Genomic DNA, 23,470 nt, shown 5'->3' on the forward strand with positions numbered 1-23,470 from the left:
AACACTTTTTGATGAAATATTATAACAAATCAGCATCTGATTATTTAGGAATACTTGTGATGTGCTCCCTCCAATCTTACACCAAAAAGACCGGGAAGCTTCCAAATGGAAATCATCTCGGTCTTTTTGTGTTTATTTTTTATTGCAATCACTGATCAATTTCTGATACCAATAGAAACTGTCTTTCTTGTAGCGTTTCAGGTCTTTCAGGTCCTCGTCTGTTCGGTCGACGTAAACCAAACCATAACGTTTCACAAACCCTTCCCTTCCGCTCAGGGAATCGAGGAAGGACCAAGGCGAGTAACCCAATAGCGGGATGCCTTCTTCCACTGCCTGGAAGCATTCGTCAAGATGCTCCTTCAGGTAGCCGATCCTGGTTTCGTCATGGATGTGCCCATCTTCCTCCAGTGTATCGCTGTTAGCATAACCGTTCTCCGTAATCATCAGGGGCAGGTTGTAACGTTGCCACAATTTGTAGATGGAGAGCCTCAACCCGGTAGGATCCGTTCCGAAGATCATCCACTCTGATTTAGCGCCTACCGGATTCGGTACAATCCGGTACTGTTGGGATCGGAAGAACTGCGGCATGTTGCTGTCATCCTTACCCGAGTAGGCCTCGGCGCAAAGACTTGCATAATAGTTGAAGCAAATCCAGTCCGCACTCTCCGACTGCAGCAACTGCACATCTTCCTCACGCGTTTCGGGATAAAGTGCTTGTTTTTTGAGTGTGTGCGCAATGCGAGCCGGGATGCTTCCGCGGACCGAGAGATCCAAAAGAGTGAAACTCAATATTTCCTCCGCTGCCATCGCGGCCTCGACATCAGCCGGGGCTGCAGAAGCCGGGTAAATATTTTGGAAAGCCGAAGCCGGACCAATCATCCCGTCCGAAACCAGTTCATGGCACCATTTGAAGGCCAATTTTTCGGCAAGCGCCATATGGTACATAATCTGATAGTTGGCCCGTTCATAAGCTTTTCCCTCATGGTCGCGGATACCATTGAAATCTTTCGAAAACATCACCATCAAAGGCTCATTAATGCTGATCCAATACTTGACTTTGTCACCGAATGCTTCAAATAAGGTTTTGGCATATTGTTCGTAGGCGTAAATCGTCTCCCTTCCCAGCCATCCGCCATATTGGTCCACTAATTTTTGTGGCAAGTCGAAATGATAGATTGTGACGACCGGCTCAATCTTGTATTCGAGCAAGCGATCAATGATTTTTGTATAGAAATCCAAACCTTCCTGGTTCAATTCGCCTTCGCCATCCGGGAATATCCTCGTCCAGGAAATTGAGAAACGGTAGGCTTTTACCCCTAATTCTCTCAGCAGTTCGATGTCCGCTTCCCAATGGTGGTAGAAATCACTTGCGACACTTGTGTCGGCAATGCCCGGTCTGACAAAACGGGTATCTACGGTCGAAGGTCCTTTGCCGCCTGTTTGGGCAGCGCCTTCGATTTGGAAAGCCGAGCTGGAAACGCCAAACATAAAATTCTTCAAGTCTGAATTTTTCATCATCAAGCTTCCTGGCTTTCTGTATTACTCATACTGAAAACTTCCTGATTTTCTATACTGTCCGCGCTTGCTGAACGTTCATTTGCCAAAGCTTGCTTATCCATCAATTTGAAGAATGGATAATAGATTCCTGCTGATAGTGCAACGGCAAACACTTGGAATACTGCGATTTTCCACCCGCCCTGCATCAAACCAGAGAAAACGATCGGCGTGCTTGCCGGAATAAACATGCCAGTCGGCGCAGGCATTATGCCGATAACAATCGCAGCATATCCTAAAAGAAGAATGATGATAGGTGTGAAAACGAAAGGTACGAAGACCAAAGGGTTTAAAATGATCGGCATACCGAAGATCAACGGTTCATTGATATTGAATAAGCCTGGCAATAACACCAACTTTGAGAACTTCTTGTACTGCTGGCTTTTCGCGAAAAGAGCCATGACAATCACAAAACCCAGAGTCGAACCAGCTCCACCAATCGTGGTTAAATCATAAAGAGCGATGTTGAAGATATGTGGAATCGGCAATCCTGCTTGGTAAGCTGCAATGTTGTCTTGGATATATCCCATCCAAATCGGCATCAGGATTGGCAATATTGTATAAGAACCGTGAATCCCGAAGAACCACAGTAGTTGTGCGACCAAAATTAAAATGACGAAGGCCGGTACAGAACTGGTTAAAGTCTGTAATGGTGTCTGCAGAATAGAGTAGACGAAATCAGTTGCAGAGCCAAAGCTGGTGAAAGAGAAGCCCCAGCGCACCAAAGCGAATAAACTCAAGATAATGAAGGCAGGGATGATATCCAAAAACGCTTTTGCAACTTGCGGCGGCACGTCTTCACCCATCTTGATCGTCCAATTTTTATCGATTACAAGTTGATAGATTTTTGCCACCAACAGACCAGTGATGATTGCAGTGAAAGCACCTCTCGAACCAATATAGGATGTGTTCAAATAAATGATTGGCTGGAATGCACCCTCTTCCATAATTTCTGTTAATGGAATTAGTATCAAAAAACTGACAAGCGCTAATATAGCTGTATTCACAGCACCATCCTTTTTACCATAGATAAGAGAGCCTTGGTATGCAACAAAGAATACCATGTAAAGTCCGATGGCGTTGATCGTCACTCCTGGTACAAAGGCGAAGAGAGCTGACAGTCCTGTAGCAGCCAGAAATTCCTGATAAACAGGAATGTTGATAGTGTTCAATAAAGAAAATATGGCACCTACGATGATGATCGACATCAAGGTCATGCTTCCGCCACTAACTGCCCGGACGACCTTATTATTGGAAATTTTTGTAGCCACTGGAATAAATCTGTTTTCCATAAAATTGATAAAATGTTTCATAATTATAATTCCTCCTGTCTTTTGATAGCTTTATGATAACAAGCGCTTTCACTAAAAATAATCATAAAAAAAAAGAGGAAATTCCTCTTTTCAAAGATTCGTTCGAAATTTCTGTGGAGTCTCGCCATGAAAGTTCTTAAACTTCTTGTAAAAGAACGAAACGGAAGAATATCCTATTTCCGCAACAATCTCTTCAACCGATAAGTTGGTGCTCGAAAGGAACACGGTGGCAACGGCCATCTTTTGGAGCTGAACCAATTCCATATAGCTCTTGCCGGTTTCATTCTTCAAGCGGTTGGAAAGGTAATTCGGATGGTAATTGAAATGCGCCGCCATATTGTTCAGGCTGTCGTGCTGGTAATTTCGTTCTATGTACTGAATGAAATCGATGGTCGTATATTTGTCTGCTGCTTTGTTCTCAGGTTTCGTGACTTTTTCGATAAAATGCCCTCGGATCAATTCGATGAAGAACAATGCCATGTAGGAATCGATGATTTCTTCAGAAAACTCTCGTAGATTATAATATTCCAACAAAATCCGATCCAACAGATTTACCGGTTCGTCCTGCTTTTTGGTCAGGAACATCAGATAGCTCTTCTCAAACTTCTTGTTCTTAATTGACTGTAGCATAAAATGTGTAATCAGGCTGTTCTTGGACAGACGATTCAACAGATGTTTGGTCAAATAATTTTTTTTGATGACCAAATTCAAAATGATATTGCCCTTTTTCACTTCTTCCACGCGATGACAAGTCCTCTTATCAATAATCAAGAGGTTTCCTTCGTTCAAAGAAATCCTTTCATCCATTAGCAACACTTTACAAGAACCTTTGTAAACATACATGATTTCCATATAATCATGGAAATGCCAAGGCACGAACGATCCATAAGGTTGTTGCGAAACATTTAGACTATCATTTGCCTGATCAAGCTTGCGATCCATATTGAAGCGGAAACGGTAAATCTCTATCCCATCGACGACTTCCATGTCATCCAAGGCGATATGCTTGATGTCTTTCCACGAAACCATCTTTTGGCGGTTTTCAAAAAAAGTATCCAGATTCTCAACTTTCATCAGCTGCACTCTCCATTAATTATATGTGTTACTGGAATCATATGGCCTAATGAACCTTTTATAGATTCCGTTTTTATATAGTCGTTTTCCTTATTGTATAACAAAATCAGTGAGTGTCCACTTCGGGTATATGGATTTTAATGTTAGACAAAGAACACCGGCATTCTGATCGGTCCGATTCGGGTCGATCTTGCCGAATATCAGACTAACATTCGACAAGTTCATTCCAGTTTTGGGCGAAATTGTCGAATGCTGCCTAGCATTCGACAAGCTGGCTCCTTTGCAGACCGAGTTTGTCGAATACATAACGTCTCAACTTTCGCAGTTAAAAAATCTGTTTAATCCTTTGATATAACGATGTTCTAAAGACTTAACTATCAAAAATGTACACAAAAAGACACCTCTCTTTGGTAAAATGTAGTTACCACACAACACATACGAAAGAGGGATGTCTTATGGCTACTATTTTACCAGAAAATCAAATCAATCAGGAACTTAATTCTTCCGTTCATCAATTTTTTCGCAATCAGAAACTGGGAACGTTACTGAATCAATCCAATATTCGGAAAGAATCAGGCCTTGCACCAGTAATGCTGGTCCAGTTCATCTTTTCATTGGTCCTTCAAAAGAAAAATTTGTATCGGACATTGGAATCCGGACGGGAGCCAGAGGCTCCTGCCAAGGATGCGGTTTATCGCTTGCTCAACAACGCAACCTATAATTGGCGCAAATTTCTGTTGCTGCTGAGTCAAAATGTCATTACCCAGAACTTGCTCCCGCTTGTCTCAGAAAACCGCGAACGCGTCCTGATTTTGGACGATTCCTTATACAGCCGTGCCCGCAGTAAATCGGTTGAGATGCTTGCGCTAGTTCATGATCATACCACTGGGAAGTTCGTCCGTGGCTTTCGCATGCTGACTTTGGGTTGGTCGGATGGGAACACTTTCGTGCCGCTTGCGTTCTCTTTATTGAGCTCAGAAAAACAATCGAACCGTTTCCAGGAAATCAACCCGACCATAGATAAGCGCACCGTGGGTTACAAGCGTCGGAAGGAAGCCGTCAAAAAGTCAACAGAAGCGCTGTTCGACTTGCTTGATGATATAAATCCGCTCCAACTCTGCGCTCGAACGTTACTTTTCGATAGTTGGTTCGCATTTCCAAAAGTAATCAAGCGCGTGGTTTCGGAGTATCCACTCGAGGTAGTCTGTATGCTGAAACGTATGCACCGCGTCTACTACACGTATGAAGGGCAAAAGTATACACTGACCCAGTTGTATCAAGTTGTGCGCAAAAAACGTGGTCGTGCCAAGATCCTCGCATCTGTTGTCGTCAGCTTGGGACTGGACGATAATGAAAAAGAAATTCAGGCCCGTATTGTCTTCGTGCGTGACCGAAATCGCTCCAAAAATTGGCTTGCAATCTTGTCCACGGATGTCAATCTGCCTGAAGAAGAAATTGTGCGTCTCTATGGCAAACGCTGGGATATCGAGTGTTTCTTCAAGGTGGCAAAGTCACATCTGGCGCTAGGAAAAGAGTTCCAGTGCCGCAGTTACGATGCGATGGTAGCCCACACGACAATTGTCTTCACCCGTTACATCATGCTCGCCCTTCGTACACGCGAAGAGCAAGATCCCAGGACCATCGGTCAGCTGTTCTTCTTGTGTTGTGATGAACTGGAGGACATTCGCTTTGCAGAGGCGATTCTATTGGTATTTGACTGTCTGAAGGCTTCTCTGACGGAAGAACCTGTCCTGTCCGAAGAAATGGTGGAGTCCCTTCTGGATAGAGTTTTCGATAATTTACCAACTTTCTTGAAACGAGCATTCCCACAACCGGAAAAGCAGCTTCCAAGTGCTTTAGCGGTATAATATTATAGCTGGAAATGTTGATGTATCAAGTCTATATGGTCTTTTTTAGTGTGCGAAAGTTGAGATAACGTCTATTCGGCTATTTTGATCCTAAATCCATACCGCCCTCGTATTGGTTCGCGGCGGTTGCACCGCCCCATAGACATGTTTCCGGAAATGCTTTATTCACTGTCATTATCCTCTTTGTCTTTGTGTCTGAACACTTATGTCTCCTTCCATTATTGATTTAGGTTATAATATCAGCATAAACAGTTACGGAGGTTTAATAGATGAGGAAAAATACGGAATTTAATAGTAAAGATTTAAAATGGATAAGGGAACCTAAAAACTATAGTATTACCGAAAACAAAATAGAAATTGTAACAGAGCCTCATACTGACTTATGGCAAAGAACCTATTACAATTTTAGGAATGATAATGCGCCTGTTTTGCAAATTAATACGGATGAAAAATACTTTTCCTTTATAGTAAAAACTGAATTTGAAAGCAATCATCGTTTTGACCAATGTGGAGTTGTTATGTATTTAGATAGCGAAAATTGGTTTAAATGCTCTATTGAATATGAAAATGAAGATTTTCAACATTTAGGAAGTGTTGTTACGAATAGTGGCTATTCTGATTGGGCTACGACAGTTATTGATGCATCGATTAAATCTATGTGGTATAGATTTAGTCGGAGAGAGGATGATTATTGTATAGAATCATCGATCGATGGAATTCATTATAGTCAGATGCGGATATTCCATATGTGGAAAGGTAATGGCGCCATTCAATTTGGTATCTATGCTTGTAGTCCAGAAAATTCATCGTTTAAAGCAACATTTACAAATATGGAGATAACAGATTGCAAATGGCTGGCTCATGATGGGCAAGCCTCAGATGGAAATGTATAGAGAGAAATTTCAATTTGATAATCAGATTATTGTGAATAGTTTGAGGCGCAACAATCGTTCAAAAAGAGAGGCTCTCCCACCAAATGATGGGAGCCTCTCTTTTTGAATATATGCTAACTGGCTGTTTTTTGAAACTGCGCAAATGTCAAAAACGGTTCCACTTTCTTCTTGAAATAGTTGATCAAGGGACCGGTGAAAAAGGCTGTGATGATTGTTCCGATACCGATTTTGGCACCCAAGATCAAGCCAACTGCAACACAACTGAGGTCCGTCATAATCCTGATTTCCCGGTAAGTTAATCGGAGAGGCAATTTTTCCAGCAGAATGATTCCCAAGGCGTCATAAGGAGCAATGCCCATATCGGCAGTCATGTAGACGGCCACCCCGAAACAACACGCGATGAGCCCGATGAGCAATCCCAGCATGCGCATCGTCAGCGTGTCGGGCAGATTCTGCAACATTCCCAACAAAAAGTCCGAAAAATAGCCAACGAAGAAGATTCCCAATACCGTCCCTAAATGGATCAACCTCGGCCGGAACCGAAGCATCACCAACAGAACCGCAATATTTGCCAGCATCTGTATCGTTCCGAAGTCCATTCCAATAAATTCACTGATGCCGATATTCATCGTCACAAACGGATCTGTACCCATTCCGCTGAAACGCATCCAAGCTATGCCACAACTGATGAGACTTGCTCCGAGAAACGTGATGCCACCCCGAAACAGTATGTTGCTCTTTCTTTCTATAGATGGTACGTTCATTGTAATAACCCCTCTCGTTGTCGGTTCGCGCTTAACCCATTTAATTATAGGTTGCTGGAAACGCATCCTATAGATTATAATGTTCTAAAATGCAGTCAAAATGTTAGGAGGTAATGATGGAAACTTCTTATTTCAAATCTTACTTTTTCAACAATCAAAAAGACCTCAAGATTCTTTTCTCCGGAAAAGCGCTCTGCGAGTCGCTTTACAGTTTCGGGCCGGCAGTCCGGCCCAATTACATCATCCATATCGTGACGAAAGGCAAAGGCCGCTATCAGCTGGATAATGAGTCCTATGAAGTGACGGCAGGCCAAGGTTTCATTATTCCGCCGGATACCAGAACTTTTTATCAAGCCGACAAAGAAGACCCATGGAGCTACTATTGGATCGGATTCGAGGGTGATCTCGCCGGGTTCTACCTGGATGCACTGGGGTGTTCGGGCCACCATCCGGTTTTCCAAACCGAAAATACGGAACGCATCATCCAAATCATAGAAGAATCCTTTTCCGAGGATCAAGTTTCTCTTTTTTCCGAATTGATGCTTTCGGCCCGACTGTATGAATTTTTGGCCTTGTTTAAACAGACAACGGAACACTCCATCACCAGAGGTCAGCTAAGGAACCCGCACATCCGGGAAGCGATCGCCTACATCAGGAGCTATTATGCCACACCGATGACCATTCAGAGCCTTGCGGAAGCATTGTGTTTGAACCGTAGCTATCTTTCCAGCATTTTCAAGCAGGAGATGGGTGTGACGCTGCAGCAATATTTGACGGATCATCGTCTGACAAGGGCTGCGGAACTCTTAGGTTTGAAGAATTTTTCGATCGATGAAATCGCAGAATACAGCGGCTATCGCGATACCCTGGTCTTTTCCAAAGCTTTCAAAAGAAAGTACTCAGTCACACCGACCACCTACAGAAAGGCGGAATACGAAAAGCGGGAGCAATACAACGAAAAAACGGCGCATCGTTTCTGACGATGCACCGTGTTTTTATTTTGCTTCGAATATATAAATTTTCGAATCGAAGTCACAAGAGGGTTTTCTTCCATCGAGAACCTGACCGCAGGAAGCATCACTTGTCACCAAGCCAATATGCATCAGTTCATCCCCGTAATAGCCCTTCCCATCGGCAATGTCGACGTACTCGGTCGAAGGATCCAATCCGATCAATTGCAGCCTTCTGAAAGGCGCATTGACCTCATTCAGAACTTTATATTGGCCCACCAGCACCGTCCGTTTATCTTCGGAAACAACCATCCATGCACAATAGTTTCCGTCAAAAGGGCTCATGAGACGGTAGAAAGTGCCGCTATGGATGATTTTTCTATACTTCTTGATGAACGTGATCTGTTCCTTGACGATTGCCCTTTCCTGTTGCGTCAGCTTGTTCATATCCAATTCATACCCGAATGAACCGAATGCCGAAACATTCCCGCGCGTCTCCAATGGTGTGTAACGGTGAAGCTGTTCGTTAGGAGCTGCGGAAACATGTGCTCCCATCGAACTCAAGGGGTAAACAAAAGAAGTGCCGTACTGGATTTTCAATCGCTCAACTGCATCCGTATCATCACTGGTCCACCCTTGCGGAGAATAATAGATCATCCCAGGATCAAAGCGCCCTCCCCCGGAAGCGCAAAATTCAAAAAGAATTTCCGGAAACTCGGATGTCAGACGTTCATACAGGTCATAGACGCCGACCATGTAACGATGGAACACCTCACCCTGTCTCCCGGAAGGAAGGCTAGGTGAATAAGCCTCAGTGATGCAGCGGTTCATATCCCATTTCACATAAGAAATTTTGGCTTGGCGCAATATCTTGGAAATCATGGCGTAAATATGATCGACTACTTCAGAGCGGGTGAAATCAAGGACATATTGGTGGCGCCCGTGGGAAACCGGTCTTCCAGGTGTATGGATGATCCAATCCGGATGGGCCCGGAAAAGATCACTATCCGCGTTCACCATTTCCGGCTCGAACCATAGCCCGAACTGCAAGCCGATCGCTTCAATTTTTTCAGCCAAACCGTCAATCCCCTCCGGCAGCAGTTCCCTGTTGACGAACCAATCTCCCAGCCCAGCTTGTTCATGACGTCGGCCACCGAACCAGCCATCATCCAGAACGAACAGTTCCACCCCGTCTTGATAAGCTGTTTCGGCAAAATCCAGCAATTGCTGTTCCGTGAAATCCATCCCGGTCGCTTCCCAGTTATTGATCAAAATCGGACGTTCCTTATCGCGCCACGTCCCTCTTGCCAACCGTTGGCGGTAGAGGCTGTGGAAAGTTTGGCTCATGCCGTTCAAACCATTCCCGCTGTGCACCATCACGACTTCCGGTGCCTGGAAAGTTTCCCCTGGTTCGAGCAACCAGTCAAAGCCGAACGGATTGATTCCCATACTGACGCGCGCAACATTGTAGGTATCCACTTCCACCTGCGCCAAGAAATTACCGGAATACACGAAACTGAATCCCAGGACCTCTCCGGTTTGTTCAGTGGCATCCGGTCTTTTCAAAGCAATGAACGGATTTTGGTAGTGGCTGGATGATCCTCTTGCACTTTCGACACTTTGGATGCCCGGAACCAATCGACGGAAGTACGGATGGCGTTCCCGTCCCCAAGCGCCCGACAACTGCAGCAATTCGTATTCAGCATCGGGCAGATCCAGGTTCATGCTCAGCAAACGTTCCAGCTGCACATTTTTCTGTCCATCATTCCGCACACACACGGATCTCGTCACGACAGGACGATCTTCATAGAGTGTGTAGCTCAGCACGACGACCACCCCTGCCAAGGAATCCTCCAAAGTGATTTCCAAAGTAGTCGCCTCTTCCGGAGATTCGACATAGGTGGCCGGCAATCCGACAAGCGTTTTCTTACCCGAATGGACCGCGTGTCCTTTCACTTGGAAAGCGGACACGCGGCTGCCGTTCTCGTGCAGCACGCTGATGGCCGGATGGCGGAAATCAGTCGTCCCGTAGACCGGAAATTCCTGGCGTGTATGCTCCCTCGAAAAGGAGTAGTCCTTTTGGCTGGCATAGGCTGTGTTCGGGCGATACGCCGATTCGATCAGATGGCTGAAATCCGTCCTGTCGGCTACCTTTTTTCCGAAATATAGATTCCCCAGACTGCCATCCTCCAGTACCTGTATGATGTAGCTGATTTTCTGATTGGTCAGATGAAATAATTTCCCTTGTTGATGAATATGAATTGGCATGGAATCGCCTCCTTTATGGTGTAACTGGATTGTAACCCCTTTTTCGCAAGAACCGGAGAGGATAGCGTCTGTTTAATCAGTCAAAATGTTGGAAATAAACTGAATTACTGCAAACGCTACCTTATGCCATGCGTTTTCTACATTAAGCATGTTAAAATAGAGTGGAAATAGCATTTGGAATGGATCATGCAGAAAAAGGAGTGTTCAAAACTATGATGCAAGCAAACAAGAATGCTTTCCCGAAGGATTTTCTCTGGGGTAGCGCTTCAGCAGCTTATCAAGTGGAAGGCGCATGGAACGAGGCCGGCAAAGGCCCTTCGATCTGGGATGAATTCGTGAAAGTACCCGGCACCACCTTCAAAAACACAAACGGGGATGTCGCGGTCGACCATTACCATCGCGTGGAGGAAGATATCCGCTTGATGGCGGAAATGGGCCTGAAAACCTATCGTTTCTCCATCGCCTGGGCACGGATTTTCCCGACTTCCATGGAAGAGGTGAACCAAAAGGGTTTGGATTTCTATCACAAGCTGATCGATCTGTGCCTCGAAAACGGCATCGAGCCGATGGTGACGATCTATCACTGGGATCTGCCGCAGTTCCTGCAGGAAAAATACCGCGGTTGGGAAAGTCGGGAAGTCATTACCGACTTCAAGAAATACGCTGTGACTTTGTTCGAGGCGTACGGCAGCAAGGTGAAATATTGGATCACGATCAACGAGCAGAACATCTTCACACGGATGGGCTGGCTGACGGCGCAGCATCCGCCGAAAATGAGCGGCGAAGAAAAACTCTATTACCAGGTCAACCATAACGTGTTCTTGGCGCATGCCGAGGCCGTGCTCGCCTTCCAGGATCTGGTTCCGGACGGCATGATTGGTGCGAGCTTCGCGCTGCATCCGAGCTACGCCATCGACTGCAAGCCGGAAAATGTTGTAGCAAAGATGGATTACGACGATCTGAAAAACTATTGGTGGATGGATGTTTACGCGCATGGGCGCTATCCGAAAGCAGCCATGAAGTATCTCCAGACTAAAGGCGTGGCACCTGAATTAGAGCCGGGCGATGCGAAATTGTTGGCGGAAGCGGCCAAGCACGTCGACTTCATGGGCGTCAACTATTACCGCAGCGATACGGTCGAGTACAACCCGTTGGACGGCGTTGATAGCAGCGGCGTGTTCAACACGACCGGCGAAAAAGGATCGATGACTGTTCCGGGCGTTCCTGGCTTGTACAAAAATCCGCTGAATACGAATCTGCCGACGACCGATTGGGATTGGACCATCGATCCGATCGGCATCCGTGTCGGCTGCCGCGACATCACGAGCCGCTATGACTTGCCGATCATCATTTCCGAAAACGGCCTCGGCGCTTTCGACACACTCGAGGAGGACGGCAGCATCCATGACCCTTACCGGATCGCCTATCTGTCGGAACACCTCAAGGAAATCAAACTGGCGATCGAAGAAGGCTCGGAAGTGCTCGCCTACTGCACATGGTCGTTCACCGATCTGCTCAGCTGGCTGAACGGGTACCAAAAACGCTACGGCTTCGTCTATGTCGACCAGTACGAAGAAGCCGTCGAACCTTCCCTTAAGCGCTACAAGAAGGATAGCTACTTCTGGTACAAGGACGTCATCGCAAGCGACGGAAAAACGCTTTTCGAGTGACAGTCCCTCATTCCAAAAATCATAGAATAGCGCAAAATACCCGATGGAGAGGGTTTCATCGGGTATTTTGCTGTACTTTGTCATCTATTTCCCGGTGAACGGACCCTCACTGGGAATTCCGGTCCGCTTTTTTCGAACAAATCTGTGAGCAAAACGTGATCGTGGATTTCCTCTTATTTTCTTTTTGAACGACATTTTACAATGAAAGCCATGTATCAAAAACTTTATTTGAAATCACCCCTTACAAAAACAGTCAATATTTGGTATAATATGTATACAACGTGTTGTTTTGACGAACGTAAGTCCTGTTGTCAAAAATCTGCACGCTTTTTTTGTTGCTTTTGGAAAAGATATGGAGGAAAAAATGTACAAAGTAAATGATTTGATAGTGTATGGTAACGAAGGGGTCTGCAAAGTCGAAGCGATCGAAGTTATGAATGTCACTGCTGTCGCAAATGATCGTCTATATTATGTTTTGAAGCCACTGTATCGTAACGGAACAGTATTCACACCCGTTGATACGAAAGTATTTATGCGTCCCGTTATATCGGCTGATGACGCGCAAGAAATCATCGAACAAATTCCGTCAATCGAAACGGATGTCTTATACAGCAGCGCAAATCTTCTTTCCGATCATTATGATAAAGCCATGGAACGGCATGATTGCAAGTACCTGATCCAAGTGATCAAAACAGTTTACCTCAAGAACCAGATCGCAGCCACAAAGAATAAAAAAGTCTCCGAAACCGACAGACGCTACATGAAAAAAGCAGAAGATATGCTTTACGGTGAATTCGCGGTCGTGCTTGAGATGCCAAAAAACGACGTAAAAGCTTATGTCGAAGAAAAAGTGGCGGCAATTGAACTAAGCTTAATCAAATAAAACACTTTAAATGAAAAACAGAAATCCGGATAAAGGATTTCTGTTTTTTTCTCTCGCATTCGTCTCTTTGCACACGTACACGCACGTGCCCTATTCCATTTGTTTTTCCCAAAAACGGACCGCCTCATCGATCCAGCCTTCAGCCTTCGTGCCGGTGCCCAGTCCGAAGCCATGCCCCAATCCTGCAACCACATTGAAAGCGACCGGTATCCCTAGCCCTTTCATTTTCTGCGCTCTTCTGCGCATGACTTCCGGGTCGCCAATGTAGTCGTTCGCACCGACGATGCTGAAAGTCGGCGCATCATTTTCCGAATAGCCCGCATGCCCGGTGTAGGCCATAACCACTGCTCGCGGCCTAATGACTGTTCCCCCTCCATAAGCACGCGCACCATTAGCACTGATGTTGGCAACGATGCGGGCTCCGGCTGAACCGCCCCAGAGCGAATAGTTCTGTCTATCGATACCCAACTCGGCTGCATGCCCTTCGATGAAATCGATGGCCGCAGCCATGTCTTCGGTTGCCTTCCGGTTCCCCAGACGGTAGCGGAGCACAAACGCATGATAACCATGCTCGGCGATTTTCGCGGCAAACGGGAAACCTTCATGGACGGACCCGACATAAGCAAAGCCGCCTCCGGGAGCGATCACTGCAAAAGGCGATCCGGCTTTGCCGCGAAAGCAGAACAAGCCGGTCTGCCTTTTTTCAGGATCCTTGGCTTTCTCTTCTTCCGAATAAATATCAAAGAAAATTTGTTCGCCCGCATCCACGGCAGCGATCATCCGATTGAGCGCCTGCACGACTGTATCCACATCCACCTGGCTGTGATACGGCAAAAGCCTGGCGATCCTCGATAACGGCAGATCAAAATCCGCCCTGTCGTTCCACGGCAGCAGCAAGTGGCCGAATCCACGGAAAGCCGGGTTAGCAACCATTGTTCCGAGCGTATCGTTTCTGGTGAGGTATGAAGTTCCTATTGTCATCGCTGGTCATCCTTTCTGCCTTGAAATGTGCTCCCTATTGAACAAGAAAAGCGGCTAAATTGAATCAGCCGCTTCCACATGTGTATGATTTTATGTTTACAACTGGCGTTGCCTTCTGATTTTCTTTTAAACGCCCATTTTTCTTTCCGCCAACCATTTGATGATCTTAGGATCGGCATGCGAGAAGAATTGGCTTTCGCCCTCATCAAGAGTCGCGATCTGCGCTTTGTCTTCATCCGTCAAAGCGAAGTCGAACACATCCAGGTTTTCAGCCATCCGTTCCGGTTTGGTCGATTTTGCCAAGACAACGATGTCCTGCTCCACCAACCAGCGGGTGATGACTTGCGCCACTGATTTGTTGTATTTTTTCCCGATGGCGACCAGCACTTCGTTGTTGAAGATGTCATTTTTGCCTTCCGCAAAAGGAGCCCAAGCTTCAGGCATGATGCCTTCCTCATTCAACGCAGCGATGACCTCGATGCGTTGGTGAAACGGATTGATTTCAATCTGGTTCATCTGCGGTGCGACTTTGTTGAAGGTTGCCAAATCCACCGCACGGTCAACGGCGAAGTTGGAAACACCGATTGCGCGCACTTTGCCTTGTTCCTGCAATTCCTCCATTGCTCTCCAAGCTCCATGGACATCACTGTATGGTTGGTGTATCAAAAGCATATCGACGTAATCCAGCCCCAAACGCTTGAGAGAGCGCTCGAATGAAGCCTTCACACCTTCATAGGAAACATTTTCCACCCAAACTTTGGTCGTCACAAAAAGTTCTTCGCGCGGCACGCCGGAATTTGCGATGCCGCGTCCGACAGCTTCCTCATTCATGTAAGACTGGGCTGTATCGATATGGCGATAGCCCGCTTTGATTGCTGCAATGACGGATTGTTCTGCCTCAACAGGATCGGTGATCTGAAAAGTACCGAAGCCTAAAACTGGAATCTCTACACCGTTGTTTAATTTTACTGTTTGCATATCATAACCTCCAATTGGAATATTTACTACAATGCTCAGTCTAAACTATGGAGTTCACTCCACAGCAAGCGGTATTTCTTGTTTTTTGAAATGCTTCATTGTCCAAAGTTCTTCGACCTCGTCATCACTCAGTTCGCCGGCATTGATTTTAGCGACATGATCATCAAACGTCTCAATTTTGTACTCCAGCAGATCCCTCGCCCGCACCATCTCCTCCAATTTGACATTGATTTCCGTCAACTGATCCTGCAGAATCTTTTTTTGGGCTGCCCGCACATTCTCCTTCGATTGCGCCAAGGTTGCGAACTCGATCAGCGACTCGATCGACAAGCCTGCTTTGCGCAAACTCTTTGCCAGAAAAATCCAATTGAGGTCCCGTTTCGCGTAGATGCGGTAGCCATTTTTGTCGCGCGTTATCGGCGGAATCACACCCACCCGTTCATAATATCTGATCGTATCGATCGGCAGGTCGAACATCAGCGCTACTTCTTTACTGTTCATCATCTTCACTTCTCTCTTGTACTTTGTCTATGCATCCATTATAAACCATGGAGTGCACTTCAGGTCAAATCGCGTGATTGAAGGACCAGCAGGCAACATTCTCAATCCCGCTGCAAATCATTCCAAAAAAAATCCCCGCCTCAAATTGTACACGCATCAAGCGTACAATCAGAAGCAGGGGTTATTTTCACTTTTCAGCCATCAATAAACTTTTTTTAGAACGTATCGTCTTTCTTGTAGCCAAAGAACCAAGTTAATGCGAAGGAGACGCTGAATGCTACCAGATTTACAAGTATATAGTAAGGCAATTGTTCATTCAAATATAGCAAGGTTCCAGGGATGCCAGTCAATGCCATTCCGGTTGCGCGCAGATTCAATAGTGAAGCCAAGAAACCACCCACACCACCACCGATCATCGACATCACAAACGGCCTTACCAATCGCAACGTCACACCGAAAACAGCTGGTTCTGTAATCCCTAGTGCGGCTGAAAAAGCTGAAGGATAAGCAATCTGTTTGATTCTTGGGGAAGTAGTTTTGATCGCTACTGCCAAGACCGCGCCAGCCTGCGCAATATTTCCGCAAGTTCCGATAGGATTAAGCATGTTCCAGCCAGTTTGACTCAACATATTTATTTCCAGAAAATTCAGAATATGATGGATACCGAAAATGCCGAGCAATTGTCCGAAGCTTCCGTATATCAATCCGCCAATTCCGAAAGGTAGTGTCAACAAGGCTTCTACTACATGCAATACACCCAATTCAACTTCATGGAATATCGGGCCAATGAAGAACAGCGCAATAATCAATCCAAGAAGCAACGTCAAAAATGGAGTGAGAATCAAGTCCAAAGAATCCGGAATTTTCCGTTTTAAAGCACGTTCAATTTTTGAACCGATGATGCCCGTGACAAAAGCCGGCAATACGGATCCCTGATAGCCGACAACTTTTATGAAACCGAAAAACACCAGAGGCTCAGCTGCTTGTTGTCCTACCTCATAAGCATTCGGCAGTACGGAACTGACTAACATCAAACCGAGAACGATCCCCAATATGGGCGTTCCGCCGAATATTCTGAACGTCGACCAGGCCACCAAAGCAGGCAGGAAAGCAAAAGCTGTATCCGTCAAAATTTGTGTGAACAATAAAAATTGCTGCGGAATATCGCTTGGGGTTAAGCCGATAAGTCCCAGGATTGCTTCCTGTGTCACTAATCCTCTGAGCCCCATAAATAATCCTGTCGCTACCAATACAGGGATGATCGGCACGAACACATCGCCAAAAATCCGAATAGCGCCTTGAAGAGTCATTTTTTGATCTTCTTGCGAATCAGCTGACGCCTGACTTCCGGTATTTTCAACTAAAGGCGCAAATTCGTCGTAGACCTTGTTCACAAGCCCGGTCCCCAGGATGATCTGATATTGACCCGAATTATAGAAACTGCCTTTGACTTTTTCGAGGGACTCGATCCCTTCTACATCGATTGCCTCTTTGTCGTTTGTTATGATGCGAAGTCTCGTTGCACAATGCTCAACCGACTTCACATTCTTTCTTCCCCCAACAAGTGCCAATATTTTTTCTGCAAGTTCTTTGTTGTTCATTAGACTTCCTCCTGATACGAATAATAATCGATTGAGCCGTTTTCTTGTAGACCCTTATAAGAAATATCGCGCTGTTCTTCTTCACAAAAGTAACGCATGGAGAATACTTTTTCACCTTTATTCATAAAAATTTCCATAGCTGACGTATCGTTGAATATTTGAATTTCAAATAGTTCGGGAACGTGCAATTCCTTTTGTTCACGTTGGCCGGAAACCCAGTTGATGCGACTAATGACCAATTTTGATCTGCCATCATAATGGATGACAGTGTTTCCGTTATTCATGGATACTTCTAAAGGAGTTATTTGATTCACGAGTTGTATATGCAGCTCATAAGCCCCGCTGTCAGAAAGAAGAGCAGCACTGCTTTCGGTTAACCTATTTCGTTTCTTCCTCAGCATTTTTAATTCTTCCAACGGCCGTTGATAAAGACGATCGTTTTCCCAAAATAATTCCCTTGGGATCGTAAGGCAATGCAAGTAATTGAAAGCTGCAGTTGGACAAGCCAGTTCTTCTGCTTCATCCATCCGGGACATCCATCCCACCACAATTCTTCTGTTTTTTTCATCGACAAAAGACTGTGGAGCGTAAAAATCAAACCCATCATCCAACAAAATAATATCGCTCTCTGGACGAAAACGCTTATCTCTTTTTTCAAATGTTCCCACAATATAGCCCGCATAGCTGGAAATATTTTCATTCCCATCTGCTATCGAAGTCCTTTTCTGGGGACAGACCACCAAAATTTCAGCATCGTCCAATTGGAAGTAATCCGGACATTCGCACATTTGATCCAGCGTTTGCGCCGAGTAGAACACCCCTTCATATTCCCATTCGCCTAAATCAGTTGCGCTGAACAAATTGACGGCACCAACTTGATCAATTGTCTGCGCTCCTACAATCATCCACCACTTTCCATCTGATTGCCATACTTTTGGGTCTCTGTGATGCTCTGTAAAACCTTTTGGTGTTTCAATTACCTTTTCGCTCTTGGTGAACGTACAGCCATTTGAGGAGCAGGCCATTCTTTGATAGCTTTTGCGTGTTCCATTGTTCTTTGTGTTGCCAGTATAAAAAACATACAGTTTATTGTCATGTTCAATCGCGCTTCCGGAATAAACGCCCTCGCTATCTTCCTTGCTGTCGGGCAGCAGTGCTGAACCCAAATGCTCCCAGTTATTCAAATTCGATGAAACAAATGCTCCCCATTCCTTGTAGCCGTGATCCAAACCAAACCTATTCCATTGATGGAAAAAATAATATCTCCCTTGAAATTGAACAAGCCCATTCGGATCGTTCAAGAGTCCTCGATCAGGTTCCAGATGAAAGAGATTCCGATATGGATTTTCCTTAATGATAATCACTCCTCTAATCAAATTAACAAACTGAAATTATGCGCTTTCATTCGTCCTTGTTAGATACATAATACCAGAGCTTGTCCCGAATAGAATATGGAAAAAATACAGAGGTATATGGAAAATTCTAATATCAAGATAGCCATCGGGAGAGATGTATGTATAATGAAACCATGGATAAAAATATCAGAGAGTACACCGATAAGTTCACAGATTTTTCAAAAAAGAGCATCTCGGATTTCATTCTTTACAACAGTGGGATTGAATATTGTGAAGCTGGGTACAGCTATGGACCAAAGCGCAGAGATTATCACTTTATTCATTTTGTTAAGGAGGGCAAAGGCTCACTGGAAATCAATGATAAAAAGTTTGAGGTTCATGAGAATCAACTCTTTATTGTCCCTGCAGGCGAAATTTCTACTTATACCGCCGCAATGGATTCGCCATGGAAATATTCCTGGATAGGCTTTTTGGGTATCCAATCGCATAATTATGTCCAAATGCTTTTGCAGTCAACTGAAGAACACTTTGTTTTGGACTGCGCGGATGCTGAATTGTATGAAACCAAAATAATGAAGATCATCGAAATGTCCAGCGATGACAGCACCGCTTCTTTCTTAAAGATCAACGGAATCATGTATGACATCATCGGAACCTTGCTCGAAGAATGCATCAAACATTCAAACACCAGCTACTCCTCATCTGTTTCATCGAAAGCAGTGAGATATATGGATTTACATTATCATGACGATATCCATATTTCTGATATCGCTGCCTTTGCGGGCATTCATCCGAGCTATCTGGCGGGAGTCTTCAAATCCGAAATGGGAATCAGTCCAAAAAAATACCTGACAAATTTAAAGATCAACAAAGCCAAAGAGTTGCTGATAGCTACGGAAGATCCCATCAACATCATCGGCAGCTCCGTAGGTTTCAGCGATGCCCTTTCATTCTCAAAATTCTTCAGAAAAGAAACAAGCCTGTCACCATCCCAATATCGAAAGGATTACAAAAAATGAACAAACAGATGATTTTATACGATAATCAACGACAAGTCTTCCACCTTATGAACGACAATATAAGCTATGTCTTTGAGATCGTTGAGGATACCTACTTGGCGCATCGTCATTGGGGCAAAAGAATTGAATCCTATTCCCTATCGAATAAACCGACATTAAAAAAACGGACGTTTGCAGCGATGACTGTTCCCGAGCGTCCTGAATTTTCCCTTGAATACGTGCCACTGGAAGTGAGTTTCCCTAACCAAGGCGATTATCGTGAACCTTCCGTCCAGATAAGAATGGGCAATGGCTATACCGTCAGCCGATTCGCCTATGAAAAATTCGAAATTTCAGACGGGGCACCTGAATTCACTGCTTTTCCGCATGCAAGAGACATCCCCGAATCACACGCGCAGACACTGACCATCCATTTGGTCGATTCCATTTCAAACATTCGCTTGTTGCTGTTTTATACGATTTTTGAGGATGCAGACATCATCATCCGTTCAAGCAACATCATCAACCAGAGCCGTTCAAGTGTGATGATCGAAAAGCTGTTCAGTGCCTCAATTGATATGCGGTACGATGGTCAGTTGAGCACCACTTTTTATGGGACACACCAAAAAGAATATCAATTGAACCGTCAACAGATCAGCCACGGGAAGTTTTCTGTCGGCAGCAACCGCGGCGCAAGCGGGCCTCAATACCCGCCTTATCTCTCGATTTCTAAGGATGCCACAGAATTTTCCGGTGACGTACACGCACTGACCTTGATCTACAGCGGCAACCATCTAAGTAATCTTGAAAGAGACCAGTACAATCATTTGCGTCTGCAGATCGGTTTGAACCCGGATACGTTCGCATGGCAACTTGGACCCGGTGAATCCTTTCAGAGCCCCCAAGCTGTGTTGAGCTTTAGCGACAAAGGCTACAACGGAAATTCGAATGCATTCCACCAATTTTTCAATAAGCATCTGATCCCACAAACCTGGTCCAAGAAACCGCGGCCTGTCTTGGTGAACAGCTGGGAAATGAGTTATTTCGACGTTTCAGAAAAAATAATGAAGGATCTGATCGACTCAGCTAAGGAAATGGGTTTTGAGACTGTTGTGCTGGACGACGGGTGGTTCGGGGAACGGACCAGCAGCAAGACTTCACTTGGCGACTGGCAAGTAGATGCAAACAAATTCCCGAACGGCATCAAACCACTTGTTGATTATGCAAAGGAACAGTGCCTGCAATTCGGCATCTGGTTCGAGCCGGAAATGATTTCGCCAAACAGCGATTTAGTCAAGAGCCATCCGGATTGGGTCATGCGCACCGCGGAATACGAACCCTTGCTGGGAAGGAGCCAGTACATTCTGGACCTTACAAACGCAGAAGTTCAGACTTTCATTATCGACCTGCTGACACGAAGCATCGAAGATTTCGGTGTCAGTTATATCAAATGGGACATGAACCGCCATATTACTGACCCGGCTTCCAACTTACCGAATCGAACTCACGCGAACGAGTACTCGCACCGTTACATGCTGGGGCTTTACCGCATACTCGATACGATAACGACTCTTTTCCCTGAAGTCCTTTTTGAGAATTGCTCAAGCGGCGGCGGAAGATTGGATCCGGGAATGTTATACTTCATGCCCCAAACTTGGGCCAGCGATAACACCGATGGCTTGGACAGACAGCGGATCCAATACGGCGCTTCCTACCTGTTTCCGCCTTATTCCTTGGCTGGTCATGTCTCATCCGTACCGAATCATCAAACGGGACGCGTGACAGATTTTGAAACGCGGAAGCATCTCGCTTCCTCCACGAATATGGGCTATGAGATGGACATCATGCAGCTCAGCGACCACGAAAAAGCTGTCGTCAAAGCTCATGTCGAAGGCTACAAGGAAGATCGGGACTTCTTGATGGCAAGTGAATTTTATCGATTGGAATCACCCTTCGACACCAACCACTGTACCTGGATGTTCACTGATGAGGCGAGGAATAAAATCATCGTTTACCTCTTCCGCAATACATATGACGTATCAGAGTTGTCTTTTCTGATTAAGATTCCCTTTATTGACCTGAAAGCAAACTACGTCAAGGTCAACAGCCAGACTCAGTATTCCGGATCGGAGCTCGCTAATTGCGGCATTGCATTGGAGAACCCGATCGGCGACCACCTAGCTTTGAGATTGGATTTTGAAAAGTGTTAAGAATACGTTTTAAAAATGAAAATAACCTCCACATAGAGCAGTATTGCTTGCTCGTTGGAGGTTATTTCTATTTTTTTATATTCCAGATTGATTAGTTGTGTCCAATCAGATAGATGGCATTGACAGTTCTTCATCCGCATTCAGCAAAAGCTGATACAGGGCTCCCAACAGGTTTGCATCATTCAGGAAGCGGCAGCTGTCGATTTCGACTTCCGTCAATGTGATTTCCACGAAAGGCAGCCCGGCGCGGATGGCGCGGTATTGTTTGCGGATTTCTTCGGTTACGATTGGTTGCGCGCTGATCCCTCCGCCGATGACGATCTTTTCGAGATCTAGGATGGCTTGGATGTTGCAGATCATATAGGCGATTTCCCTGGCGAAGGCTTCGAAAATCGGATAGACGTTCGGGTCTTTTTGGTTGATCGCTTCGAAAGCAGCTGCCCCGTCCTTCAGATCCTCTGTCCCCAACACCCGATTCACGCTTTTAACTAGCCCGACCGCCGAGCCCGTCTTACCGTACGTATCATCGAAACTAGGCTTATCAGACGGCTTCATCATGAAGCTCAATTCGCCGGCTTGGAAATTCTTGCCTTGATAGAGCTTGCCTTCAAGTATCAGCCCTCCTCCGATGCCGGTCCCGAGCACAAGCGCCAGGCCGTTCTCGATGCCTTTCAGGTTGCCGAGCCACAGTTCGGACAAAGCAGCCGCTTTCCCGTCATTGATAACGGAAACGGGAACTTGGTACTTCTCTTGAAATTCCTCGATGAAGGAAATGCCGTCCAAAAACGGCAAGGCTCCGCCGAAGGAAATCAGGCCCGTATCCGTATCGACTTTCCCAGGGCAACTGAAGGCGATTCCGCGAATCTCATCCTGCACCAATTCGATTTCATTTTCCAATGTCGCGATGAATTCACTGTATTCGTGCGGTGTCCGCACCTGCTTCTTGGACTGGATCTGCCCGGAATGGTCGATCAAGGCCAATTTGATGTTCGTGCCGCCGATGTCGATGCTTAAATAGTTTTTTTTCATGTCAGTCCCGCCTTCGCTCATTTATGAATACATCCGCTCTTCAATACAAAAATCAGGGCGCGGCGAGTTAACCCGCCTCACCCTGAACACTATTATTTTTCCAGTTTTCGTTCATCTAAGTCTTTTATAATATTATCATATTCTTTGTCCAATTTATAGAGGTAGACGAAAATTAACGAAACCGCTGTCAGTGCCAACGGGACGTAAATGTAGGCCACATTTACCGCACTGATGACACTGACAGAGAGCAATTCTCTCGCCGGAGGAGATTAGCCAAAAAATGATTACCTCCGACCATAGCGGCTTCGCCGGAGTACAGTCGCCTCAAATACAACCACCTCCGGCCAACATTCCCTCGTCGGAGGTTGCAAGCTGGCGTACTACTGGTCTCCGATGAGCGCACTTCTCATCGGGGCTGATGGTTTCCTCCGGTTAGCTGTTCTTCTTCCGGAGGAGAACATCCCACAAGATGATTACCTCCGACCCCAGCGGCTTCGCCGGAGTACAGTCGCCTCAAATACAACCACCTCCGGCCAACATTCCCTCGTCGGAGCTGACGGTTTCCTTCGGCGGGCCGACC

18 protein-coding genes are annotated in these 23,470 nt (G+C 45.6%); 7 read left to right on the forward strand and 11 right to left on the reverse strand.

Translation table 11 applies throughout. From position 1 onward, the window contains the following. Positions 1–132: 132 nt before the first annotated feature. The 3 genes from ACKPCD_RS10115 to ACKPCD_RS10125 all read right to left on the reverse strand — a co-directional run bounded on the left by ACKPCD_RS10115 (position 133) and on the right by ACKPCD_RS10125 (position 3,941). Positions 133–1,515 carry a glycoside hydrolase family 1 protein gene (locus ACKPCD_RS10115; protein WP_276642052.1) on the reverse strand — a complete coding sequence of 461 codons (1,383 nt, stop codon included), beginning with the start codon at positions 1,513–1,515 and terminating at the stop codon, positions 133–135. A 2-nt stretch (positions 1,516–1,517) separates the two neighbouring features. Next, positions 1,518–2,867 (reverse strand): PTS sugar transporter subunit IIC, encoded by a 1,350-nt coding sequence (locus ACKPCD_RS10120; protein ID WP_321433094.1) that lies wholly within the window; start codon positions 2,865–2,867, stop codon positions 1,518–1,520. A gap of 90 nt (positions 2,868–2,957) precedes the next feature. Then, positions 2,958–3,941 carry an AraC family transcriptional regulator gene (locus ACKPCD_RS10125; protein ID WP_276642047.1) on the reverse strand — a complete coding sequence of 328 codons (984 nt, stop codon included), beginning with the start codon at positions 3,939–3,941 and terminating at the stop codon, positions 2,958–2,960. A gap of 455 nt (positions 3,942–4,396) precedes the next feature. Between ACKPCD_RS10125 and ACKPCD_RS10130 the strand changes: the two genes are divergently transcribed. Further along, positions 4,397–5,809 (forward strand): IS4 family transposase, encoded by a 1,413-nt coding sequence (locus ACKPCD_RS10130; protein WP_321433095.1) that lies wholly within the window; start codon positions 4,397–4,399, stop codon positions 5,807–5,809. Between the two features lie 269 nt (positions 5,810–6,078). Beyond that, positions 6,079–6,702: a DUF1349 domain-containing protein gene (locus ACKPCD_RS10135; RefSeq protein ID WP_276642046.1), complete on the forward strand. Its 624-nt coding sequence runs from the start codon at positions 6,079–6,081 to the stop codon at positions 6,700–6,702. Between the two features lie 113 nt (positions 6,703–6,815). Here ACKPCD_RS10135 and ACKPCD_RS10140 read toward each other — a convergent pair whose 3' ends face one another. Continuing rightward, on the reverse strand, positions 6,816–7,466 hold the full coding sequence (locus tag ACKPCD_RS10140) for a YczE/YyaS/YitT family protein (protein ID WP_321433096.1): 651 nt from the start codon (positions 7,464–7,466) through the stop codon (positions 6,816–6,818). Positions 7,467–7,582: 116 nt separating this feature from the next. Between ACKPCD_RS10140 and ACKPCD_RS10145 the strand changes: the two genes are divergently transcribed. Then, entirely contained in the window at positions 7,583–8,446 is an 864-nt protein-coding gene (locus tag ACKPCD_RS10145; protein WP_321433097.1) for an AraC family ligand binding domain-containing protein, read from the forward strand. A gap of 15 nt (positions 8,447–8,461) precedes the next feature. On the opposite strand, the gene ACKPCD_RS10150 is transcribed toward ACKPCD_RS10145, so the two are convergent. Next, positions 8,462–10,684, reverse strand: coding sequence for an alpha-galactosidase (locus ACKPCD_RS10150; protein ID WP_321433098.1), 2,223 nt, complete (start codon positions 10,682–10,684; stop codon positions 8,462–8,464). 212 nt (positions 10,685–10,896) lie between these two features. Here ACKPCD_RS10150 and ACKPCD_RS10155 point away from each other — a divergent pair, with 212 nt between their 5' ends. Together ACKPCD_RS10155 and ACKPCD_RS10160 are read left to right on the forward strand one after the other, a co-directional pair. Then, positions 10,897–12,354 carry a glycoside hydrolase family 1 protein gene (locus tag ACKPCD_RS10155; RefSeq protein WP_407702671.1) on the forward strand — a complete coding sequence of 486 codons (1,458 nt, stop codon included), beginning with the start codon at positions 10,897–10,899 and terminating at the stop codon, positions 12,352–12,354. 364 nt (positions 12,355–12,718) lie between these two features. Further along, positions 12,719–13,237: a CarD family transcriptional regulator gene (locus ACKPCD_RS10160; RefSeq protein ID WP_177187499.1), complete on the forward strand. Its 519-nt coding sequence runs from the start codon at positions 12,719–12,721 to the stop codon at positions 13,235–13,237. A 90-nt stretch (positions 13,238–13,327) separates the two neighbouring features. Here ACKPCD_RS10160 and ACKPCD_RS10165 read toward each other — a convergent pair whose 3' ends face one another. From ACKPCD_RS10165 to ACKPCD_RS10185, 5 genes are all read right to left on the reverse strand, one after another. Next, positions 13,328–14,218, reverse strand: a complete 891-nt coding sequence (locus ACKPCD_RS10165; RefSeq protein WP_321433099.1) for an alpha/beta hydrolase — start codon at positions 14,216–14,218, stop codon at positions 13,328–13,330. A 126-nt stretch (positions 14,219–14,344) separates the two neighbouring features. Then, complete coding sequence (locus tag ACKPCD_RS10170) at positions 14,345–15,196, reverse strand: aldo/keto reductase (RefSeq protein ID WP_321433100.1); 852 nt, start codon at positions 15,194–15,196, stop codon at positions 14,345–14,347. A gap of 54 nt (positions 15,197–15,250) precedes the next feature. Then, positions 15,251–15,697: a MerR family transcriptional regulator gene (locus ACKPCD_RS10175; RefSeq protein ID WP_321434559.1), complete on the reverse strand. Its 447-nt coding sequence runs from the start codon at positions 15,695–15,697 to the stop codon at positions 15,251–15,253. Positions 15,698–15,912: 215 nt separating this feature from the next. Further along, a complete protein-coding gene (locus ACKPCD_RS10180; RefSeq protein ID WP_321433101.1) occupies positions 15,913–17,298 on the reverse strand; it encodes a PTS transporter subunit EIIC in 1,386 nt (461 codons plus the stop codon). Then, positions 17,298–18,662, reverse strand: a complete 1,365-nt coding sequence (locus tag ACKPCD_RS10185) for a glycoside hydrolase family 32 protein (protein WP_321433102.1) — start codon at positions 18,660–18,662, stop codon at positions 17,298–17,300. Before ACKPCD_RS10185 ends, ACKPCD_RS10180 begins: the two co-directional genes overlap by 1 nt. Positions 18,663–18,811: 149 nt before the next feature. On the opposite strand from ACKPCD_RS10185, the gene ACKPCD_RS10190 reads away from it, so the two are divergent. Continuing rightward, positions 18,812–19,672, forward strand: a complete 861-nt coding sequence (locus ACKPCD_RS10190; protein WP_086988751.1) for an AraC family transcriptional regulator — start codon at positions 18,812–18,814, stop codon at positions 19,670–19,672. Further along, complete coding sequence (locus ACKPCD_RS10195) at positions 19,669–21,861, forward strand: alpha-galactosidase (RefSeq protein WP_321433103.1); 2,193 nt, start codon at positions 19,669–19,671, stop codon at positions 21,859–21,861. Before ACKPCD_RS10190 ends, ACKPCD_RS10195 begins: the two co-directional genes overlap by 4 nt. Positions 21,862–21,966: 105 nt before the next feature. Here ACKPCD_RS10195 and ACKPCD_RS10200 read toward each other — a convergent pair whose 3' ends face one another. Next, the gene (locus ACKPCD_RS10200) at positions 21,967–22,890 is read right to left on the reverse strand and encodes an ROK family protein (protein WP_321433104.1); all 924 of its coding nucleotides are present in this window, start codon (positions 22,888–22,890) and stop codon (positions 21,967–21,969) included. Positions 22,891–23,470: the final 580 nt, after the last annotated feature.

The sequence above is a fragment of the Trichococcus flocculiformis genome, assembly GCF_963662535.1.
Classification (GTDB): Bacteria; Bacillota; Bacilli; order Lactobacillales; family Aerococcaceae; genus Trichococcus; species Trichococcus flocculiformis.